12 protein-coding genes and 1 CRISPR repeat array are annotated in these 20,910 nt (G+C 69.7%); all 12 genes read left to right on the top strand.

The features are described 5' to 3' along the window. Positions 1-79 precede the first annotated feature (79 nt). The 12 genes from ACWGSR_RS15880 (at position 80) to cas2e (ending at position 19,032) form a co-directional block, all read left to right on the top strand. Positions 80-1,690 (top strand): glycoside hydrolase family 13 protein, encoded by a 1,611-nt coding sequence (locus ACWGSR_RS15880; protein WP_453566909.1) that lies wholly within the window; start codon positions 80-82, stop codon positions 1,688-1,690. 231 nt (positions 1,691-1,921) lie between these two features. Next, a complete protein-coding gene (locus ACWGSR_RS15875) occupies positions 1,922-3,976 on the top strand; it encodes a glycosyl hydrolase family 28-related protein (RefSeq protein WP_453566907.1) in 2,055 nt (684 codons plus the stop codon). Between the two features lie 161 nt (positions 3,977-4,137). Beyond that, positions 4,138-5,409 (top strand): hypothetical protein, encoded by a 1,272-nt coding sequence (locus tag ACWGSR_RS15870; protein WP_453566905.1) that lies wholly within the window; start codon positions 4,138-4,140, stop codon positions 5,407-5,409. Positions 5,410-5,423: 14 nt separating this feature from the next. Then, a complete protein-coding gene (locus ACWGSR_RS15865) occupies positions 5,424-7,034 on the top strand; it encodes a tetratricopeptide repeat protein (RefSeq protein ID WP_453566903.1) in 1,611 nt (536 codons plus the stop codon). Between the two features lie 1,029 nt (positions 7,035-8,063). Continuing rightward, positions 8,064-9,313: direct repeats of the CRISPR family, unit length 29 nt; unit sequence CTGCTCCCCGCACCCGCGGGGATGGTCCC. Positions 9,314-9,686: 373 nt separating this feature from the next. Continuing rightward, a complete protein-coding gene (cas3, locus tag ACWGSR_RS15860) occupies positions 9,687-12,626 on the top strand; it encodes a CRISPR-associated helicase Cas3' (RefSeq protein WP_453566901.1) in 2,940 nt (979 codons plus the stop codon). Next, complete coding sequence (casA, locus tag ACWGSR_RS15855; protein ID WP_453566899.1) at positions 12,610-14,298, top strand: type I-E CRISPR-associated protein Cse1/CasA; 1,689 nt, start codon at positions 12,610-12,612, stop codon at positions 14,296-14,298. Before cas3 ends, casA begins: the two co-directional genes overlap by 17 nt. Then, positions 14,295-15,011 (top strand): type I-E CRISPR-associated protein Cse2/CasB, encoded by a 717-nt coding sequence (casB, locus tag ACWGSR_RS15850; protein WP_453566897.1) that lies wholly within the window; start codon positions 14,295-14,297, stop codon positions 15,009-15,011. The genes casA and casB overlap by 4 nt, the downstream gene beginning before the upstream one ends. Further along, positions 15,008-16,204 (top strand): type I-E CRISPR-associated protein Cas7/Cse4/CasC, encoded by a 1,197-nt coding sequence (cas7e, locus tag ACWGSR_RS15845; protein WP_453566895.1) that lies wholly within the window; start codon positions 15,008-15,010, stop codon positions 16,202-16,204. The genes casB and cas7e overlap by 4 nt, the downstream gene beginning before the upstream one ends. After that, on the top strand, positions 16,201-16,905 hold the full coding sequence (gene cas5e, locus ACWGSR_RS15840) for a type I-E CRISPR-associated protein Cas5/CasD (RefSeq protein ID WP_453566893.1): 705 nt from the start codon (positions 16,201-16,203) through the stop codon (positions 16,903-16,905). The genes cas7e and cas5e overlap by 4 nt, the downstream gene beginning before the upstream one ends. Further along, complete coding sequence (gene cas6e, locus ACWGSR_RS15835) at positions 16,905-17,684, top strand: type I-E CRISPR-associated protein Cas6/Cse3/CasE (RefSeq protein WP_453566892.1); 780 nt, start codon at positions 16,905-16,907, stop codon at positions 17,682-17,684. Before cas5e ends, cas6e begins: the two co-directional genes overlap by 1 nt. Next, positions 17,681-18,664, top strand: a complete 984-nt coding sequence (gene cas1e / locus ACWGSR_RS15830) for a type I-E CRISPR-associated endonuclease Cas1e (RefSeq protein ID WP_453566890.1) — start codon at positions 17,681-17,683, stop codon at positions 18,662-18,664. The genes cas6e and cas1e overlap by 4 nt, the downstream gene beginning before the upstream one ends. Beyond that, positions 18,661-19,032: a type I-E CRISPR-associated endoribonuclease Cas2e gene (gene cas2e, locus ACWGSR_RS15825; RefSeq protein WP_453566888.1), complete on the top strand. Its 372-nt coding sequence runs from the start codon at positions 18,661-18,663 to the stop codon at positions 19,030-19,032. Before cas1e ends, cas2e begins: the two co-directional genes overlap by 4 nt. Positions 19,033-20,910 lie beyond the last annotated feature (1,878 nt).

Genomic DNA, 20,910 nt, shown 5'->3' with positions numbered 1-20,910 from the left:
AAGCCTTCGCCGCCGGCCCACCCGCCGCCCCGCCACCGGGCCGGCGGCGAAGAACCGCCCTGCCCGAAAGGAACGTCCCGTGGCAGCCCCTCAACCGCCCCGCACCGACGACTGGTGGCGCGACGCCGTCATCTACCAGGTGTACCCACGCAGCTTCGCCGACGGCGACGGCGACGGCACCGGGGACCTCGCGGGCGTCCGGGCGAGACTGCCCCACCTCGCCGAACTCGGCGTCGACGCGGTCTGGTTCACCCCCTGGTACGCCTCCCCGATGGTGGACGGCGGCTACGACGTCGCCGACTACCGGGCCATCGACCCGGCCTTCGGCACCCTCGACGAGGCCGAGAAGCTCATCGCCGAAGCGGCCGAACTCGGCCTGCGCGTCATCGTCGACATTGTGCCCAACCACGTCTCCGACCGGCACGCCTGGTTCCGGGAGGCCCTCGCCGCCGGCCCCGGCAGCCCCGAGCGGGAACGCTTCCACTTCCGCCCGGGGCGCGGCGAGCACGGTGAACTCCCGCCCAACGACTGGCCCTCGCAGTTCTCCGGGAACACCTGGACCCGGACCCCCGACGGCGAGTGGTACCTCCACCTCTTCACCCCGGAACAGCCCGACCTCAACTGGGCCCACCCCGACGTCCGCCGCGAGCACGAGGACGTCCTGCGCTTCTGGTTCGCGCGCGGCGTCGCCGGCGTCCGCATCGACTCCGCCGCCCTCCTCACCAAGGACCCCGACCTCCGCGACTTCACCGAGGGCGTCGACCCCCACCCGTACATCGACCTCGACGAGATCCACGACGTCTACCGCTCCTGGCGGGCCATCGCGGACGAGTACGGCGGCGTCTTCGTCGGAGAGGTCTGGCTGCCCGACGCCGAGCGCTTCGCCCGCTACCTGCGCCCCGACGAACTGCACACCGCCTTCAACTTCAACTTCCTCGCCTGCCCCTGGGACCCGGACCGGTTGCGCCGCACCATCGACGACACCCTCGCCGAGCACGCCCCCGTCCACGCCCCCGCCACCTGGGTCCTCTGCAACCACGACGTCACCCGCACCGCGACCCGCTACGGCCGCGAGGACACCGGCTTCGACTTCGCCAAGAAGCGCTTCGGCACCCCCACCGACCTGGACCTCGGCACCCGCCGGGCCCGCGCCGCCGCCCTGCTCACCCTCGCCCTGCCCGGCTCGGTCTACCTGTACCAGGGCGAGGAGCTCGGCCTCCCCGAGGCCGACATCCCCCGCGACCGCATCCAGGACCCCATGCACGCCCGCTCCGGCGGCACCGACCCGGGCCGCGACGGCTGCCGCGTCCCCCTGCCGTGGGAGGCCGACGCCCCCGCGTACGGCTTCGGCACGCACGCCGGTACGGAACCGTGGCTGCCGCAGCCCGCCGACTGGGCCCGCTACGCCGTCGACCGGCAGGCCGCCGACCCCGGCTCGATGCTCGGCCTCTACCGCACGGCGCTGCGGCTGCGCCGCGGCGAGCCCGGTTTCGGCGACGGCCCCCTGGAATGGCTGCCGTCGCCGGAGGGGGTGCTGACCTTCGCCCGCGCCGAGAACCTCCTCTGCGCCGTCAACCTCTCCGACCGCCCCGTACCGCTTCCGCCGCACACCGGCGTCCTGCTGGCCAGCGACGAGCTGTCGGCGGACGGCACCCTCCCCCCGGACACCGCCGTCTGGCTGCGTACCTGACCACGCCGCCCACGGCGGGACGCCCGGCGCGCGGCCCCTCGGGGGAGGGGCCGCGCACCGGGCCTGCCGCTCCCACGCTCCGGGCCCGGGCCCGGGCGACGCCCGCATCACCCCGGACGGGCCCGCACCACCCAGCGCAGACGCGCATCGCCCCGGACGGGCCCGCACCACCCAGCGCAGGCGCATCACCCCGGACAGCCCCGCGTCACCTCAGACAGAAGTGAGCCCGACATGAATCCGAGCCGATCCGGACGCGGCGCGCGCAGCGCCCGAAGAGCCTTCCTGGCCGCCGCCGCCCTCGCCCTGAGCATGAGCGTCACCCTCGACGGCGTCGCGGCGGCGGGTACGGCGGACGCGGCGGACCGCAAGCCGGCCGCCGGCACCGCCCGCCCTGTGGTCACCAGGGCGGCCCTCGCCCCCGAGCTCGTCACCGGCCGCGGCGCCACCGTCGCCTTCGACGAGCAGGAGGCGGAGAACGCCGCCACCGACGGCACGGTCATCGGGCCGGACCGCACCCCGTACACGCTCCCCTCCGAGGCGTCCGGACGCTCCGCGGTACGGCTGGCCCCCGGACAGCACGTCGAGTTCGTCCTGCCCCGGAACGCCAACGCGCTCACCGTCCGCTACAGCATCCCCGACGCGCCCGGAGGCGGCGGCATCACCGCTCCGCTCGACGTCACCGTCGACGGACGCCACCGCGGGACGATGACGCTGACCTCCCAGTACTCCTGGCTGTACAACCAGTACCCCTTCACCAACGACCCGCGCGCCGACCTGCTCCACCCCGACTGGTGGATCACCGAGTGCGCGTGCGTCCCGGCGGCCACCACGCCGAAGCCGGAGATCACCAAGCCCTTCCGGCCCACCCACTTCTACGACGAGCAGCGCCTCCTCCTCGGCCGCACCCACCGCGCGGGCGACCGGATCCGCCTCACCGTCCCCGCCGGCAGCCCCGCCGCCTGGACCGTGATCGACCTCCTCGACACCGAACTGGTCGCCCCGCCGCACGTGGAGCGCGCCGGCGTGAACGTCCTGGCCTTCGGCGCCGACCCCACCGGCCGCCGGGACGCGGCCCCCGCCATCGAGCGCGCCATCGCCTTCGCCCGGCGCGTCGACCGGCCCGTGTACCTCCCGCCGGGCACCTTCCGGGTCGACCGGCACATCGTCGTCGACGACGTCACGATCGTCGGCGCCGGCAACTGGCACACCGTCCTCAAGGGCCGTCAGGTCACCCTGGCCGAGCCCGCGCCCGACGGCTCCCGCCACACCGGCGTCGGCCTCTACGGCAGGAGCGCCGCCGAGGGCGGCAGCCGCGACGTGCACCTGCGCGGCTTCTCGATCGAGGGTGACGTCCGCGAGCGGATCGACACCGACCAGGTCAACGCGATCGGCGGAGCCATGAGCGACTCCACGATCGACGGCCTCCACCTGCACCGCACCAAGGTCGGCCTGTGGTTCGACGGCCCGATGTCGAACGTACGGGTCACGAACAACGTGATCACCGACCAGATCGCCGACGCCCTCAACTTCCACACCGGCGTCACCGACTCGCTCGTCCACAACAACTTCGTCCGCAACACCGGCGACGACGGCCTGGCCATGTGGTCGGACACGACCGCCGACGCGCGCAACACCTTCTCCCGCAACACCGTCCAGTCCCCGACCCTCGCCAACGGCATCGCCGTCTACGGCGGCGAGGACAACACCGTCAGCGGCAACCTCGTCGCCGACCCGGTCCGCGAGGGCAGCGCCCTGCACGCCGGCTCCCGCTTCGGCGCCGAACCCTTCACCGGCATCCTCCGCTTCACCGGCAACACCACCGTCCGCGCCGGCACCCTCGACCTCAACTGGAAGATCGGCCTCGGCGCCATCTGGTTCTACGCCCTGGACCGGAGCATCGACGCCGACGTCCGCGTCACCGGCGACCACTACCTCGACTCCACCCACAACGCGATCATGCTCGTCAGCGAGTACGGGGTGAAGGACCAGGTCGACCTCCCGGCCGTCCACTTCAAGGACATCCGCGTCGACGGCACCGGCAACTCCGTCCTCAGCGCCCGGGTGAAGGGCTCCGCCACCTTCGAGAACGTCGACGCCCGCAACGTCGGGGCCGTCGGCGTCAACAACTGCGGCTCCTTCAACTTCCCCGCCACGGGATCCGAGTTCGCGCTGACCGACCTCGGCGGCAACGACGGCGGCTGGCTCGCGCCCTGGATGCTGCCGAACACCCTCACCTGCGACGACCGCCCCCCGGTCGTCGCGCCGCCGGCGCCGTCCACCTGGTGACGCGCCCCCGGCGGGCGTGAGGGCTGCGGGATCTCCGTCCGGAAGCGCGCGATCGGCCGCGCTCGCGGCGTCGGCCGGTCACACTGGGCGGGTGGGCAGTCGGGCTCGGCGAGGCCGGTCCGCGGTTCGGGGGGTGGAGCGTGGGGCGCAGGTTCCGGTGGGTGTCGGTCGGGGTGGCCGGCGGTCTGGGGGCGACGGCGGGTTCGTGGGCCGCGCTGGCGAATTTCGTGCCGGCGCCGGTGGCCGCGGGGCTCGGCGCGGGCGCCGGCGGTCTGGTCATGCTCGCGGACGCCTGGCGGCAGCGCCGGCAGGGAGTGGCGCAGGCCGACGCTTCGTGGTCGCGGTGGGTGCTGGCGGCACCCGCGGTGGCCGTGGGGTCCCGCCCGGGGGACCGTTCGGGAGGCGTCCTCCAGGCACTGAACCCCGACGAGAGGGTGGTGCCGTTCTCCCCCCTGCGCCGGACGGAGCTGCTGAGCCTGGCCGAGTGGTGCCGGGGCACCCGCGACGGGCGCGTGTGGCTGGTGACGGGTGACGCGGGAAGCGGGAAGACGCGCCTTCTGGTCGAGTTGGTGGAGCACCTGGAGGGTGGGCGCGTGGCGTGCGGTTGGGTCGGGCACGGCCATGCCGTCGCCGCGATGGAGACCGCGGCCGCCCGCCGTGACCGCGTCCTGCTGATCGTCGACGACGTGGACGCCTCGCCCCGTCTCCAGGAAGACGTCGCGGGCATGCTGCGCGTGCTGGCGGAAATACCCGAGGGCCGGGTCAAGGTCGTCCTGTGCGGTCGGGAGTTCTCCTCCTGGTGGGCCGGGCTCCGGGCGTCGATGGACCCGGCCGAGCAAGCGGCCCTCGTTCCGGCCGGACGCACGACCCTGAGCGGTCTTCTCGCCGGTCCCGAGGACCAGGCGCAGCAGTTCCAGGGCGCGGTCCGGCATTTCGCCCGGCACTTCGGCCGTCCCGTCCCCGTCGTCGCGCTGGACGGCGCGGACACGTCGTTCTCCGTGGCGGAGCTGCACGCCGCGGCGGCGATCGCCGCCTACGGCGGTCTTGCCGGATCGGTGGACCCCGCCACGGCCCTCCGGCAGTTGTTCACCGCCGAGGAAGCGTGGTGGCGGGTCGACGCGGCCGCCCAGCACCCCGCCGTCCCCCTGCCCCTGACGGTTCTGCAGCGCGCGATGACAGCGGCCGCCCTTCTCGGCGCCGACAGCCTGGAGCAGGCCGTCCGGCGCCTGGCCCACCTCCCGGGACTGACGGGCAGCAGCGTCGAGCAGCGCACCGAACTGGCCCTGTGGCTGCGCCAGTTGTACAAGCAGCGGGGAGGTCAATGGCTGGATCCCCATCTGCCCGCCCATCTGGTCGATCGCTACGCCGCCCTGCGCGTGGCCGCCGACCCCGGCCTCGCCGCCGCTCTCGCCGGCGCCGCCACGACCGCGTGACAGGAGCCCGGCCCATGACCGACGCCGCTGCGGTACCCGAGGCCGCGACACGACTGATCCACCGCCTCGTCCGCGGGGCCCACGCCTCCCCGGAGGCGGTCGGAGGACTCCTCGCGGTCCTCCGCACCGATCCGGCGCTGTTCTTCCCCCTCGTCCTCGCGGAGCGGGGCCACGGACGTCTCGACGCCGTCCTCGCCGAAGAGGTGCGGTCGGCCGCGCTCACCCACGAGATGGCCGACACGTGGCATCGCATGCTCCCCTGGGGTCCCGGTGTCTTCCCCCGAACGGCACTCGCCCTGGCCGAGCGGTGCTGCGAGCAGGCCGGCACCGACACCGACCGCGCCGCCGCCCACCGCAGACGGGGCGCCCGTCTGAAGGCGGTCGGCCGACTGCGCGAAGCGGTGGCCGCGACCGAGGAGTCGGTGGAACTGCACCGGCGGGCAGCGGCCCCGGAGGACCACGAGCGCCGCGCCGATCTCGCCGGCGCCCTGCGTAACCTCGCGCTCGGGCTCAGCGAGATCGGCCGCCATCGCGAGGCCGTCGCCGCGGGCGAGGAGGCCGTGGCCATCCTCCGACTTCCCGTCACCGCCGGCCGAGAAGCACGCACCACCGAACTCGCCCACGCCCTCCTCTCCCTCGGAACGGCCCTCGACGCGATGGGACGAACGCCGGAGGGCCTCGCGTCGGCCGAGGAAGCCGTAGCGCTCGTCAGGGAGCTTTCGGAGCGGGACCCGCGGGCGCACGCGGTCGGCCTGGCCGAAGCCCTCACGGGGCTCGGCGGACACTTCACCCGTGTCGGCCGCTCGCGCGAGGCACTCGAGGCCGCCCAGGAAGCGGTGGCCACATGGCGGCGGCTCGTCACGGAAGACCCCGAAGCCCATACCTCACGACTCGCCCGGTCGCTCCTGAACCTGGGCGTGCAGCTCCTCCAGGTCGGCCGGCGGCGCGAAGGGATCGAAGCGACCCGGGAGGCCCTGCACGTGGGGCGACGCCTCGCCACCGAGCTTCCCGAGGTCGCGGCACCCCTCGTCGCCCTGGCACTGCACAATCTCGGTGCCCAGCTGGGGGTGACCGGCGAGCGGAACGAGGCGTTCGAAGCCGCCAAGGAAGCCGTCCACCTCTACCGGCGGCTGGCGACCGCCGACCCCCGTACGTACACGCTCAGGCTCGCCGAAGCACTGCACAGCTTCGCGGCACGGTGCGGCGTCCTGCGGAGGCGCGGTCAGGCCCTCCGGGCCAACGAGGAGGCGGTGACGCTCCTGCGCCGGTTGGTGGCGGACTCTCCCGGAGCCCATGAGGCGGCACTCGCCACCGCGCTGGGAGGCCTGGCCGTCGAGCACGAAGAGGCGGGGCAGCACCTCGCCGCGCTCGAAACCACGCAGGAGGCGGTACGGATGTTCCGCGGCCTCGAGATCCGCAACCCGCAGGCACACACACCCCACCTCGCGCTACTGCTCCGCAACCACGCGGTCCTTCTGGAAAAATCCGGGGAACGACACGCCGCGCTGGCCGCGGCCGAAGAATCACTGGCGCTCTTCACGCGGCTCCACGGGGATCTGCCCCAGGTCTACGCCGACGGCGTGAGAGCGACCCGAACCCTGCTCGACGGCCTGCGCGAGGAGTGACGACGAGGGGCGGAGCCGGCTTCACGCCGGCAGACGCGCACTCCCATTCGACCACGACCTCTTCAGGGCCGAAGCCACCGAAAGGGAGCGACGTGCGTACGCGTCGCGGACCACCCACGTTTATGACCGGCCGGACGGTGCGCCGAGCGCATGGCGGTCACGAGCCGATGAAACGGCCGAAGAGACCATGTCGGTCCGGGTCTTCTCCGGGATGTCTCGTTCCTGTGCCGAGAGCGGCATACTCTCACCGCCGGCCAGGCTGCCCGATATGTACTGGCGGACGAACCGGGCCGGCACAGACCCGAACTCTGAAACGGGGTCTGAGGACACGTTCAGCGTGTTCTTGATCTGGCTCGCACAGCATGTGTGCCATGGCCAAAGCTGCGTTGTGTTGCTGGAACGGGAAGTCGTCCCTCAAGGGCGTTGCCACACCACCGCTGTCACCCGCACATCCCTCCTACGACGGAAGAAGCGGATTGCACGCTCCACATGCTGCATCGATAGGCCAAGGCGCAGACAGGGCACCCTCCTGCCCGTCCGCCTTCCAGCTCACCACGACGACGAAGACGGGAGAACCGCGCGTCGCGCCGGAAGGCAACGCGGTCAACGTCCTCGTACGGGACATGCGGGACCTGCACGCTGACGCTCGCCCACCGACGCCAGGATCGCGAGCGGGGGTTGCCCTTGCGGAGGTCGGCGAAGTCGAGGGCCGACAACTGAGACAACCCTGGGGGTGTACCGCAGGAATGGCCGGTGGCTGTTTTGTCTGCTCCGGTCGGCCGGGGCATCGTCACGGCCGGACCGGGATTACCGCCTGCTCGGGCGAACGGCCCCTGGTCCGACAGGCCTGGCTTACCGAGTTAGTCCCTCTTCCCTCACTCGCGCGCCGATCCGTCGGTTGTTGCAGGGCTTTTCGCGGTTCGTTCTGTCGGATTGTCGAGGTGAATTGGCTAAATGGTGGATTTGCCGGTCTCGGTGAAAGTGGTTCAGTCCGGGGTGAGACTGAGGTAGAACTGCAGGTCAAGGAGGCTGCTCCCCGCACCCGCGGGGATGGTCCCCTAAGGCCGCCTGATGGCCCGCCGCAAGGCCGCTGCTCCCCGCACCCGCGGGGATGGTCCCGAGTCCACGGCCTCGCCGGGTCTGCGCCGGGGCTGCTCCCCGCACCCGCGGGGATGGTCCCGTCGCGGCGAAGGGGTCGCGGCCGGTGGCTTACTGCTCCCCGCACCCGCGGGGATGGTCCCCCCGCGATCGGTAACGGTTCGATCCTCGGCCGCTGCTCCCCGCACCCGCGGGGATGGTCCCATGCCGGTACCGGCCGACAGCGCCGTCGACTGCTGCTCCCCGCACCCGCGGGGGATGGTCCCACCCGGCGGCCGCCGCCGCGGTGACCGCCCTGCTGCTCCCCGCACCCGCGGGGATGGTCCCAACGCGCTGTTCGCGCCGTCGCACTGGCAGGTCTGCTCCCCGCACCCGCGGGGATGGTCCCTGGGCGGCGTGCACGAACTCGTGGATGAGGGTCTGCTCCCCGCACCCGCGGGGATGGTCCCTCCACGATGCCTGGCTGATCCATGGCATGACGCTGCTCCCCGCACCCGCGGGGATGGTCCCCTGATGACGCTCGACGCCGAGCTTCCGTGGATCTGCTCCCCGCACCCGCGGGGATGGTCCCGCCGATACATACCCGGCGAAAGCCCGCACCAGCTGCTCCCCGCACCCGCGGGGATGGTCCCCGTCCCTCAAGGTCGCGCAGTCGGCCGTCAGCCTGCTCCCCGCACCCGCGGGGATGGTCCCTTACCGGCACCGAGCTGGATCGTCTCGATGTCCTGCTCCCCGCACCCGCTGGGATGGTCCCCCGACGGTCTCGGGACCGCCCTCCCCCTGGGGCTGCTCCCCGCACCCGCGGGGATGGTCCCCTGGCGGTCTTGGAGGCGACCGTGAGGCGGGTCTGCTCCCCGCACCCGCGGGGATGGTCCCAAGGTGGAGACGGCGATCCCGGTGGTCGTCGACTGCTCCCCGCACCCGCGGGGATGGTCCCGACCGGTACATCAGCCGCCGTGACGGCGCCGTCTGCTCCCTGCACCCGCGGGGATGGTCCCGACCACGTTCGATCCGGGCCGCGCGTACAAGACTGCTCCCCGCACCCGCGGGGATGGTCCCGTCACGTAGGTCGGGACGTCGCTCGGTCCCGTCTGCTCCCTGCACCTGCGGGGATGGTCCCTCGGGCGGCACGGCCGTGATCAAGGCCCACAACTGCTCCCCGCACCCGCGGGGATGCCCCCACGGGCCAGTGCTCCTACACGCTGTGTCTGACCTGCTTCCCGCAGACTCGGGAAACAGCCGCGGTCGATCTGTGCTCAACGAAGCGGACGAGGCCTTTCCTTCTTCGGCCCGCGAGGACCAGTTCCGTTCTTGCTGTGCGTAACGTGTCAACCGGAAGTCATCTCCGAGCGTGTGGACCACAGCGAGTCCGTCGAGCGGTTGGAAGGGCAGCTCTGGGCGTACCGGCTTGGTCGGCCGATGTCCTTAACGGGATCCGATCGACGTTACACGTCGGGTCGTTGCGTATAACTCTTTTCGTGGAAAGTAATGTGGTTTTCCGCCTTTTCCCTGGAGTGCGCTCCTCGGCACGGGAGCGCGGTGTATTCCTCTTCCATGGCAATTGAGGACGAGGGCCGTTCGGGCCTTCGGAGCAGGCTCGACGGAGCGGTGCTCGTACTGTGGGCCAAGCACGACAGGGATACGGACGGGTGGCTGCCGTTGTGGCAACACATGGAGGACAGTGCTTCTGTCGCCGGGATGCTGTGGGATCACTGGCTGCCCTGGAACGTGCGCCGGCTGATCGGGGAAGCGCTGCCTGGCGGTGAGGCCGACGGGCGTCTGCTCGCGGTGTGGCTGGCTGGGTTGCACGACATCGGCAAGGCCACCCCCGCGTTCGCCTGTCAGGTGGAGGGACTGGCCGATGCCATGCGGTCCAGGGGCCTGGACATGCGAACACAGGGGGCCATGGGCCCCGATCGCAGGCTGGCGCCGCACGGCCTTGCCGGTCAGATTCTGCTGGGAGAGTGGCTGGAGGAGCGTCACGGCTGGGAGCCTGAGCAGTGCTGGCAGTTCACCGTGGTCGTGGGCGGCCACCACGGGATTCCGCCCGAGGACGCTCAGATCAATGCCCTCGAGAACCGCGGACACTTGTTGCGGTCGTCGGGCGTGAGCCGGGTCGTGTGGCGTCGAGTGCAGACGGAGCTGTTGGAGGCGTGTGCCGATGAGTTCGCTGTGCGGAACCGGCTGGAGGAATGGCGTGCGGTGAAACTGCCGCAACCGGTACAGGTTCTGCTGACGGCACTGGTGATCGTCTCCGACTGGATCGCCAGCAATCCGGAGCTCTTTCCCTACTACCCGCTCGACGTACCACGCACGGGGGCGGAACGGGCGGCTGCGGCATGGCGGGGTCTCGATCTGCCCGGCGCCTGGCGTCCCACGGATCCGGCGGGTTCCGCGCAGGAGCTGTTCGCGTCCAGGTTCGCGCTTCCCGAGGGAGCGAAGGCGCGTCCGGTCCAGGAGGCGGCCGTCGTGCTGGCCCGGTCCATGGAAGTTCCGGGTCTGATGGTGATCGAGGCGCCGATGGGAGAGGGGAAGACGGAGGCGGCACTGGCCGTCGCGGAGATCTTCGCAGCCCGATCGGGCGCCGGGGGAGTGTTCTTCGCGCTGCCGACGATGGCCACGGGCAACGCCATGTTTCCCCGACTGCTGAGATGGCTGAAGGGGTTGCCTTCGCTGGAGGGCCGGTCCCACTCGGTGTTGCTCGCGCACTCCAAGGCCGCGCTGAACGACGATTTCACCGAGCTCATGCGGGGTGACCGGCCTGTGGCCGCCATGGACGTGGACGCCGGTCGGCAGGACCGTCGGCCGCCCCGCGCACATCGTGAAGCTGTGGCGGAGTTGGTGGCCCACACCTGGTTGCGGGGCCGCAAGAAGGCGACGCTGTCGTCCTTCGTGGCCGGGACCGTGGACCAGCTACTGTTCGCCGGTCTCAAAAGCAAACACCTGGCGCTGAGGCATCTGGCGGTCGCGGGCAAGGTCGTCGTCATCGACGAGGCACACGCGTACGACACACACATGAGCGTCTACCTCGATCGTGTCCTTTCGTGGCTGGGGGCCTACAAGGTCCCCGTGGTCATCCTGTCGGCCACTCTGCCAGCGGGCCGGAGGCGTGAACTCGTCGAGGCCTACGCCGGCTCCAGTGTCTGCACGGGTGACGCCGCGGCGAAGGACGCCTTCGACGCGGTTTCGACGGCTTCGGAGTATCCGCTGCTCACCGGGGTGTCCGCAGGCGGGGCCCCCGTCGTGCGGCGCCCAGCCGCCTCCGGACGAGGTGTGTCCGTACGGCTGGAGTCCCTCGACGACGACCTCGACATCCTCACGGACCGACTGGAGGAGGAACTCGCGGGCGGTGGGTGCGCGCTGGTGGTGCGCAATACGGTGAAGCGTGTGGTGGATACGGCGCGTGCCCTGCGTGAGCGGTTCGGCGACGATGTCACCGTCGCACACGCTCGTTTCCTGGACATGGACCGTGCGGTGAACGACAAGGAACTCCTGCGCAGGTTCGGGCCTCCGGGAGATGCGGCCGACCGGCCCGGGGGCCGGCACGTCGTGGTCGCCAGCCAGGTCGCCGAGCAGTCTCTCGACGTGGACTTCGATCTCCTGGTCACCGACCTGTGTCCGGTGGACCTTCTGCTCCAGCGTATGGGGCGTCTGCACCGGCACCGGCGTGGAGTGGACCAGGGGGACCGGCCCGAGCGGTTGCGTGAACCCCGGTGCCTGGTGACCGGCGCCGACTGGTCCGAGCGGGTCCCGGTGCCGGTGCGGGGTTCCGTCGCCGTGTACGGGTCGTATCCGCTTCTGCGATCGGCAGCGGTCCTGCGCCCGCACATCTCTGCGGGCGACAGCAGTCCGGTACGGCTGCCCGAGGACATCAGCCCACTGGTGCAGGGCGCCTACGGGGACGGAGCCGTGCAGCCCGAAGGGTGGGCCGAGGCTCTGGACGACGCACGGGTACAGCACGAGAAGCACCGTGCCCGGCAGAGGGAGAAAGCGGCCACGTTCAGGCTCGGTGACGTCTGCAAGCCGGGTGAACCGCTTTTCGGCTGGGTGGCCGCGGGGACGGGGGACGCGGACGACACACGGGCAGGGCGCGCCCAGGTCCGTGACAGCAGGGAGAGCCTGGAGGTCATCGTCGTCCAGAAACGGGAAGACGGAAGGCTGACGACCGTTCCATGGCTCGGTGAGGACCGCAAAGGCCGGTGGCTTGGCGGGCTGGAGCTGCCGCAGGACCAGGTGCCCGTCTCTCTGGCAGCCCGTGCGGCTGCGGCGAGCGGACTGCGTCTCCCGCAGGAGTTCTCCGGCGATGTCATGGACCGGGCCATCGCCGAACTCGAGGGACTGATCGTCGAGGCCTGGCAGTCGAAGGAGAGTTCCTGGCTCGCCGGTGAGCTGGTCCTTCCCCTCGACGAGCACGGTCGGGCCTGCCTGGCAGGCTTCTCGCTCCGGTACTCCAAGACCGAGGGACTCGAGGTGACCCGTGTCCGAGACGTATGAGGCGGACGGGAGAACACTGTCGTTCGACTTGACGGAGCAGCCGTGGATCGGAGTGCTCCAACCAGATGGTGAGCAAAGGGAACTGTCCCTACGTCAGGTTTTTGAGCAGGCCGGTCATCTGCGTCGGGTCACCGTTGATCTGCCCACGCAGGAATTTGCCCTGCTACGACTACTGCTCGCGATCGCCCATGACGCGCTCGACGGTCCGAACGACATCGAGCACTGGGCGCGGCTGTGGAACGATCCTCGGTGCTTCGCCGAAGTGGTCGATTACCTCGACACTCACCGCAGCAGGTTCGACCTGCTGGACGCGGAAGCGCCGTTCTTCCAGACGGCACAGCTGCGTACCCCGAAGGACGAGGTGTCCTCGCTCAACAGGATCGTGGCGGATGTGCCGAACGGCGAGCCGTTCTTCTCCGCACGGCTTCCTGCCGTCGACCGGCTGAGTTTCGCGGAAGCCGCGAGATGGGTGGTGCACGTGCACGCGTACGACACCTCCGGCATCAAGAGCGGCATGGTGGGCGACGCACGGGCCAAGGGCGGGAAGGTCTACCCTTTGGGGGTCGGCTGGGCCGGCAACCTCGGCGGGGTCTTCGTCGAAGGACGCGATCTGCGCGAAACGCTGCTGCTCAACCTGATGGCAGCCGATACGAGCAGCTCGGTCATGAAGGACGGGGACCGGCCCGCGTGGCGGCGCGAGCCGGACGGCCCCGGAGGATCGGAGCGCACCCCGACGGGATTGCGCGACCTGTACACATGGCAGAGTCGGCGTCTGCGCCTGCACGCCGATACGGAGGGCGTGCATGGGGTCGTCCTGGGCTACGGCGATCCCCTGGCCGCCCGGAACATGCACACCCGCGAGCCGATGACCGCCTGGCGGCGCAGCCGGGCACAGGAGAAGAAGCACGGGGAGCCCCTGGTCTACCTGCCACGCGAGCACGATCCGGCACGGTCCGCGTGGCGCGGACTTGCCTCGCTGATCGCCGACCCCACCCAGTACCAGCAGGACAGCGCCGGTGTGTCTTCCTACCTGCGGCCCGGGATCCTGGACTGGGTGGCCCGTCTCGTGACGCGGCGCAAGCTGCCACGGGGCTTCCTCATCCGGACCCGTGTCGTCGGCACCACCTATGGAACGCAGCAGTCCGTCATCGACGAAGTCGTCGACGACCACCTGACGATGGACGTAGTACTGCTGCACGAACAGGACCGTGAATACGCGCAACAGGCCATCGACGCGGTCGGAGACGCCGACCAGGCGGTCAATGCACTCGGTGACCTTGCCACCGACCTGGAACGTGCGGCTGGAACGGAGAACGAAAGTCCTCGCCTCGTCGCGCGCGACCGAGCCTTCGCGGAGCTGGAGGGCGCCTACCGCGGGTGGCTTGCCGCTCTGGGGCAGTCGGACGACCCGCTCGGGGAACGGGTCGCCTGGCAGGCCCAGGTCTACAGAATTGTCTCCCGGCTCGGCCATCGGATGATCGTCGACGCCGGCGATGCCGCACGGCAGGGACGGGTGGTGCCGTTCAAGCAGGGCACCGTGTGGCTCGACTCCGCCCTGGCGGACCGATGGTTCCGCAGACGGCTGCGCACGTGCCTGGGCCAGCCCTTTCCCTCCGATTCCCTGTCCGACACGGACGACGGGCCGGAATCTCCCCCGAAGGTGTACGTATGACGACCGCCCTCACGAATCTGCCGCTGGTGGGCGAGTTGGTCGCCCAACTCGCCCACCAGCGCATCAGCAAATGGCAGTACGGATACCTCAACGACGAAGCCAAAGCGGTCGCGGCTCTGGCCCGTCTGCGCCGTGGAGCGGGCAAGTCCGCAGGGCAGGTGCCCGACCTTTGGGAACTTGTCGATACCCGGCTCCTGCACGACGTGCGCCGCGAGGGCCGCCCGCTGAGCGAGGATGAACTGCTACGGGCCGAGGACGCCCTGTACGTCTGCTTCACTCTCTGGGCCCTGCACCAACAGTCGCGAGGCACCGGAATGCATCAGCTGCACAGACGCGAGCGCCCCAGGGGCTTGGGAGCCGCGGTCCACCGGCTGATGCCGCCGAACGACATCGACGACTCCCTGCGCAAGCGACTGGTCCGTGCCGGGAGCGCCCCCGACCTGACCGCCCTCGCCCAGCGGTTGCGGGACATCATCACGCTCCTGCGGCGCGAAGAAGTCCGCCTCGACTACGGCCTGCTCGCCGGACAGCTCTACCAGTGGCAGTGGCCCGGTGGGCCGGACCGGGTCCGCACGGCATGGGGCCGCTCCTTCCACGCCTGGCAGGACCGTCATGACCGCACACCCGATGATGCCGCTCCTGCGGAAGCAGCTCCCGGCACCTCCCCCCACACCCTCGGCTCTGCCTCTTCCACCGACAAGGACGCTTCGTGAACCGCTTCTACCTCGACGTGCACGCGCTCCAGACCGTCCCGCCGAGCAACCTCAACCGTGACGACACCGGCGCCCCCAAGACGGCGGTCTACGGCGGAGTACCCCGCGCCCGTGTCTCCAGCCAGGCGTGGAAGCGCGCCACCCGGTCGTACTTCGAGGAGGAGAAGCTCCTCGACCCGAGGGAGCTGGGCGTCCGTACCAAGAAGATCGTCGAGGTGATCGCCGGCCGCATCGCCTCCGCCGACACCTCACTCGAAGGCGGTCCGGCGCAGCAGCTGGCCGCCGAGGTCGTCCAGGCCGCCGGCCTGAAGATCGAGGTTCCCAAGCGCAAGGCGGACGCCGCATCGAAGAACGGTGACTCCGAGCCGCTCGCCGAAGCCAAGTACCTGATGTTCCTCAGTTCCCGCCAGCTCGACGGCCTTGCCGAACTCGCCGTCGAGGGTGCTGCCGACAGCAAGGCCTTCTTCAAGGAGAAGAAGAACAAGGAGCGGGCCAAGGCGTTGGCCGACACCCGCCACTCCGTCGACATCGCCCTGTTCGGCCGCATGGTCGCTGATGTCACCGACATCAACGTCGATGCCGCCGCCCAGGTTGCCCATGCGATCAGCGTCCACCGCGTCGAGAACGAGTCGGACTACTACACGGCCGTCGACGACAGGAACAAGGACGACGAGCCAGGCGCCGGCATGATCGGCACCGTCGACTTCAACTCCGCCACCCTCTACCGTTACGCGGCACTCGGCATCCATCAACTGGCACACAACCTCGGCCAGGGCCTGCGTGAGGACGAGTCGAAGACCACGCCGGTCCGCCGTGCCGTCGAAGCGTTCGTCCGCAGCTTCATCGAGTCCCTGCCCAAGGGAAAGATCAACACCTTCGGGAATCACACCCGCCCCGAGGCGGTGATCGTCAAACTCCGCACCACCCGCCCCGTCAGTTTCGTCTCCGCCTTCGAAGAACCGGTACGAGGCGGCCAGGGCGGCCACCTCCGCGAAGCGGTCGAGCGCCTGGCCGAGTACATCCCCGACATCGAGCACAAGTACGGTGACGAGGCCTCCACCCTCACCTGGGTTCTGCGGGTCGGCCCGAACACCCAGAAGCTCAGCGGCATCGGCACCGAGGCGGAAACGATCGGCGACCTCACCGCAGCCGTCGGGCGAGCCGTCGCCGTACGCCTGGACACGCCCGCATGAGCGTCCTGACCCTCAGGCTCGCCGGCCCCCTGCAGTCGTGGGGGGCCACGGCCCGATTCACCCGCCGCACCACCGAATCCGCACCGACCAAGAGTGGTGTCATCGGCCTGCTCGCCTCGGCACAAGGCATCCAGCGCGGTGACGACGAACAGCTCAGGCCCCTGGCCGCCCTCCGCTTCGGTGTACGGATCGACCAGCCGGGCACCCGGCTGAGGGACTTCCAGACGGCTATCCATTGGAACACCGACAAGTCCATGCCCCTGTCGGAGCGGTTCTACCTCGCCGACGCCGTTTTCGTCGCCGCCGTCGCAGGAGACCTCGGCCTCCTCACCGACCTGTACGCGGCTCTGCGGACACCGGCCTACCCGCCGTTCCTCGGACGCCGGTCCTGCCCGCCGGCCCAACCCCTCGAACTCGGTCTCCACCCGGAACTGAACCTGCTGCAGGCCCTGGAACGCGAACCGTGGCAGGCATCCGCCTGGCACATCAGACTGCATGCCGACAAATCGGTCGTGAGGCTTCCCGTCCTCTACGAAACACCCGAGAACGCCGTGGTCGCGGACACGGTCCGCGACCAGCCGGTCAGTTTCGCCGCCGAACACCGACGCCACGCCCTGCGCACGATCACGCGCAAGGAAGTCGAGATTCCGGTAGTCCCCCGACACGACCCGTTCGACGCGCTGCCAGAAGAGAGCGACTGATGTACCTGACCCGCTTCCGGGTGAACACCGCCCGCATCGGCGCCCGACGCCTGCTGTCCTCCCGCCAGGTCCTGCACGCAGCCGTCATGTCGTCGTTCCCCACTTTGCTGCCCACCGACCAGCCCGCGCCCGAGACCCCCCGGGTTCTGTGGCGCCTGGACCACAACGCTCCCGGTGAAGTACTTCTCTTCCTCGTCAGTCCTCATGCCCCCGACCTCACGCATCTGGTCGAACAGGCAGGGTGGCCGACAGCCCTGGTCGACGGCCCCGGGTGGCAGACCCGCCCCTATGCCCCGTTCCTCAGCCGCCTGACCAAAGGGGACCGGTGGGCCTTCCGGCTGACGGCCAACCCCGTGCATCACATCCGCCGCGCCGATGGCGGGCCCCGCAAACGGACGGCCCACCTGACTCCGTACCACCAGATGGGTTGGCTGCTGGACTCCGACCGGCAAGAGCACAGCGGATTCCGCATCCTCGAAAAGCCCAAGGAGAAACAACTGCTGTCCGAAGGGACCACGCACCAGGGCCGAGAACACCACGGCGACCGGTATGAGCTGACGGTCCACGACCGGCGTTCCCTGGCCTTCGACAAGTCCCGTGCCACCGGTGTGAGGCGCGGCAAGCCGGTCACCCTCGTCACGGCCACCTTCGACGGCCGCCTGGAGGTCACCGACCCGGACCTCATGCGTCGCACCCTCACCCAGGGCCTCGGGAAGGCGAAGGCCTACGGATGCGGCCTGATGACCCTTGCCCCCTTCCTGCAAGGAGCGTCCCGTTGACGACCGTCTCCCGGCGCGGCGCACTCACTCCGCGCGCGCTGACTCGCGCGAGCGAGCGCCTCTCCTTCGTCTACCTGGAGCGGTGCACGGTGCACCGGGACGCCAACGCCATCACCGCCACCGATGCCGACGGCATCACCCACATCCCGGCAGCCACGATCGGCACCCTGCTCCTCGGGCCCGGCACCCGCGTCACCCACCAGGCGATGAGCGTCCTCGGAGAAACCGGGGCGGCCGTCGCATGGGTGGGAGAGCGAGGCGTGCGCTACTACGCCAGTGGCCGCGCCCTCACCCGCTCCTCGGCACTCGCCGAGGCGCAGGCCGTTCAGTGGACCAATAACCGTTCACGTCTCGCCGTCGCGCGCGCCATGTACCGGCTGCGGTTCCCCGATGAGGACCCGAGTGGGCTGACCCGCCGCGAACTCCTCGGCCGCGAGGGCGACCGCGTCAAGAAGTGCTACCACGCCCAGGCCGCTCGTACCGGGGTCCCGTGGCGCGGCCGCAAGTACGTCCCGGGGGACTTCGCCTCCGGTGACGCCGTCAACCAGGCGATCACCGCAGCGGCCCAGTGCATGTACGGCGTCGCCCACGCCGTCGTCACGTCACTGGGCTGCAGTCCTGCGCTCGGTTACGTCCACTCCGGCCACGAACTCTCCTTCGTCCTGGACATCGCCGACCTCTACAAGACGGACATAGGCATCCCACTGGCCTTCGACGTCGCCGCCGAGGGCGAGGAGGACATCGGGCCCCGCACCCGCAGAGCCCTGCGCGACCGCATCCACGAAACAGCCCTGCTCGACCGTTGCGTGAGTGACATCAAGCGGCTCCTCCTCGGAACCGACGACACCACGCCGGTGAACCTGGAAGTCGCCTGGGACGTCGTGACGCTGCAGAGCGACAGGAACGAGCAGGTGCCCGCCGGCCGGAACTACGGAGACGGCGAGAGGAACAACTACGAGGAAACGGCGTTGACCTGGTGACCGTCATCGTCCTGACCAACTGCCCCGCGGGCCTGCGGGGCTTCCTGACCCGGTGGCTCCTCGAGATCTCCGCCGGAGTCTTCATCGGCAACCCCTCGGCACGGATCCGCGATGTCCTGTGGCACGAGGTCCAGCAGTACGCCGGCCAGGGCAGAGCCCTGCTCGCCCACACGACCAACAACGAGCAGGGATATACCTTCCGCACCTTCGACCATGCCTGGCACCCCGTCGATCACGACGGAGTGACCCTCATCCACCGCCCTGCACCGGAGGCACCCGCATCGATAACCGATGCGACGGACAAGACCACAACGACCAAGACCGGATGGAGCAAGGCATCCAAGAGACGCCGTTTCGGCCGTAGGTAGCCCTTTGCCGGACTGAGCGACGGCCCCGCTCGCTTCTCAACAATCCTTTTTTCGCACATTTGGACGACTGGGGGGTTCCGAATCTCCATGTGACTCGGAGGTGGAGATAGTTGCATTCGGAACAATGTGGGAAGGCCCGGATACCTGCTTGGAAACCGCGATGAGGAGGGCGCTGACGGGGCCCGCAGGGTTCGGGCGGGAGGCTGCCGAGCGCGGTGACGTACGGATGGGTAATGGTCTAGTGGCCTGTATGGAAGGCAAGGGGTGGTCGCCTCTAATGCCGATGCTGTCAGAAGGTCTTTAACGAGGATCGCGGTATCGGATCGTGATGAAACCCACGGGGGTGTCGCGGGCTTTTCCGCACGCTTGACCAACGTGGCGAGGCCAGCAGGATCTGGGTCCCGAGGCCCGCGGGGAGAAGGGGTCGAAGCACTAGGATCCGTCATGGTAAGTGTGCCGATCCATCCCCATGGTGGTGGGGAGCAAAGTGTTGAGAAAACTCAACCAGTCCACTACATCGGGACCATCCCCGCAGGCCTGGGGTGTGTCACGGTAACAAACGCGATGACGTAGGCCGCGGACCCGCCGTCCGTTGGGTGAGTTAGGCCTTCTGGTTAGATTGAGTAGACCACTCCACTACATCCTTCTTAAATCGTTGCTCGATTGGTTTCATCAGGTCAAAGGTGTCCCGCCTCGCCTGCATCCGGGTAAGGCGCCTCAGAAGGGATCGGGCAGATTCGCATGCAGTCACAGAAGAGGCAGGTCGCCTTGCCGGCGATTTTCCCAAGCGATGGCCAACGCGGCGACACAGCGTCAGAAGGCGAGTCGGGCGATGCGAAATGGTGGAGACGTCCAGAGTGGTGGCAGGTCGTCCTGGCCGCTCTAGGGATCATCGTTTCATCGGTCCTCTGCTTCTTCTCGAACTGGCGTTAGCCCGGTTCACGGCTGCCCCGATAGGGGCAGCCGTTGTCCGTTTATCCGGTCAACTTCCCTTCTGGGGATATGTTTTTCGGCAATTTATCCCTGCTGGTGTGTGTGGGGTAGACCTTGTCCCGCGTGACGGCGCGCAGGACAGCGGGGCCATCCCCGCGGGTGCGGGGAGCAGGCCGTCGATCAGCAGCACCGTTCCCCGCAGGAGGGACCATCCCCGCGGGTGCGGGGAGCAGCGGTTACGCCAGGCCATCGCGTACTTCGGGCAGGGACCATCCCCGCGGGTGCCGGGGAGCAGACCTCGCTCACCGTCCATCCGGCATCGGCGACGGGACCATCCCCGCGGGTGCGGGGAGCAGCACTTCGACGTGGAGACCCGTCAGCACGAGCTGGGACCATCCCCGCGGGTGCGGGGAGCAGTCGGTGACGGTGAAGAGCGTCCGGTCCGGGCCGGGACCATCCCCGCGGGTGCGGGGAGCAGACTCCTTGACCTGCAGTTCTATCGTGGGTCGGGCTCTCGGTAAACCACTTTTGCTGAAACCGGCAAAGGTCCCGTAAGGGTGTTTCTCTTCCTTATGGTTCAGTGGTCGAGATCGGGAGTCCTGCTTACTTGTTCCCCGCGCCCGATGGCCCGTGATTTTTCGTCACCGAGCCGTCCTCTTCGGTGCAAGGGCCAGGGCATTGATTGGGTGGCTACTGGACGGGTTGCCCTGGGGAGGTCGGCGGACACCGACAAGGGAAACTCCGGCCGTCAGGTGCGGTTGAGCTTCCTGGGTGGCCGGGGCGACCAGGATCGTCGTCTCGGTCGCCGGTGGCCTTGAGCCTCATCGGGTGGCCGGTCTCCTTCGCCACGCGCAGTGCCAGGGCGTGGGCGCTGCGGGCGGACTCTCCCGGGTCGGCGGCGAGCAGGGCGTCGAGCGCGGTGACGATTCCCCGGGCGGCGGCGGA

It is taken from the genome of Streptomyces sp. NPDC055632 (assembly GCF_053618675.1).
The sequence above is the reverse complement of the archived record's forward strand: the minus strand, read 5'-3'. Positions and strand labels throughout refer to the sequence as shown.

Coding starts and splice junctions, on each gene's coding strand:
- ACWGSR_RS15875 (WP_453566907.1), top strand. CDS start 1,922: ATGAATCCGAGCCGATCCGGACGCGGCGCGCGCAGCGCCCGAAGAGCC.
- ACWGSR_RS15865 (WP_453566903.1), top strand. CDS start 5,424: ATGACCGACGCCGCTGCGGTACCCGAGGCCGCGACACGACTGATCCAC.
- cas3 (WP_453566901.1), top strand. CDS start 9,687: ATGGCAATTGAGGACGAGGGCCGTTCGGGCCTTCGGAGCAGGCTCGAC.
- casB (WP_453566897.1), top strand. CDS start 14,295: ATGACGACCGCCCTCACGAATCTGCCGCTGGTGGGCGAGTTGGTCGCC.
- cas5e (WP_453566893.1), top strand. CDS start 16,201: ATGAGCGTCCTGACCCTCAGGCTCGCCGGCCCCCTGCAGTCGTGGGGG.
- cas6e (WP_453566892.1), top strand. CDS start 16,905: ATGTACCTGACCCGCTTCCGGGTGAACACCGCCCGCATCGGCGCCCGA.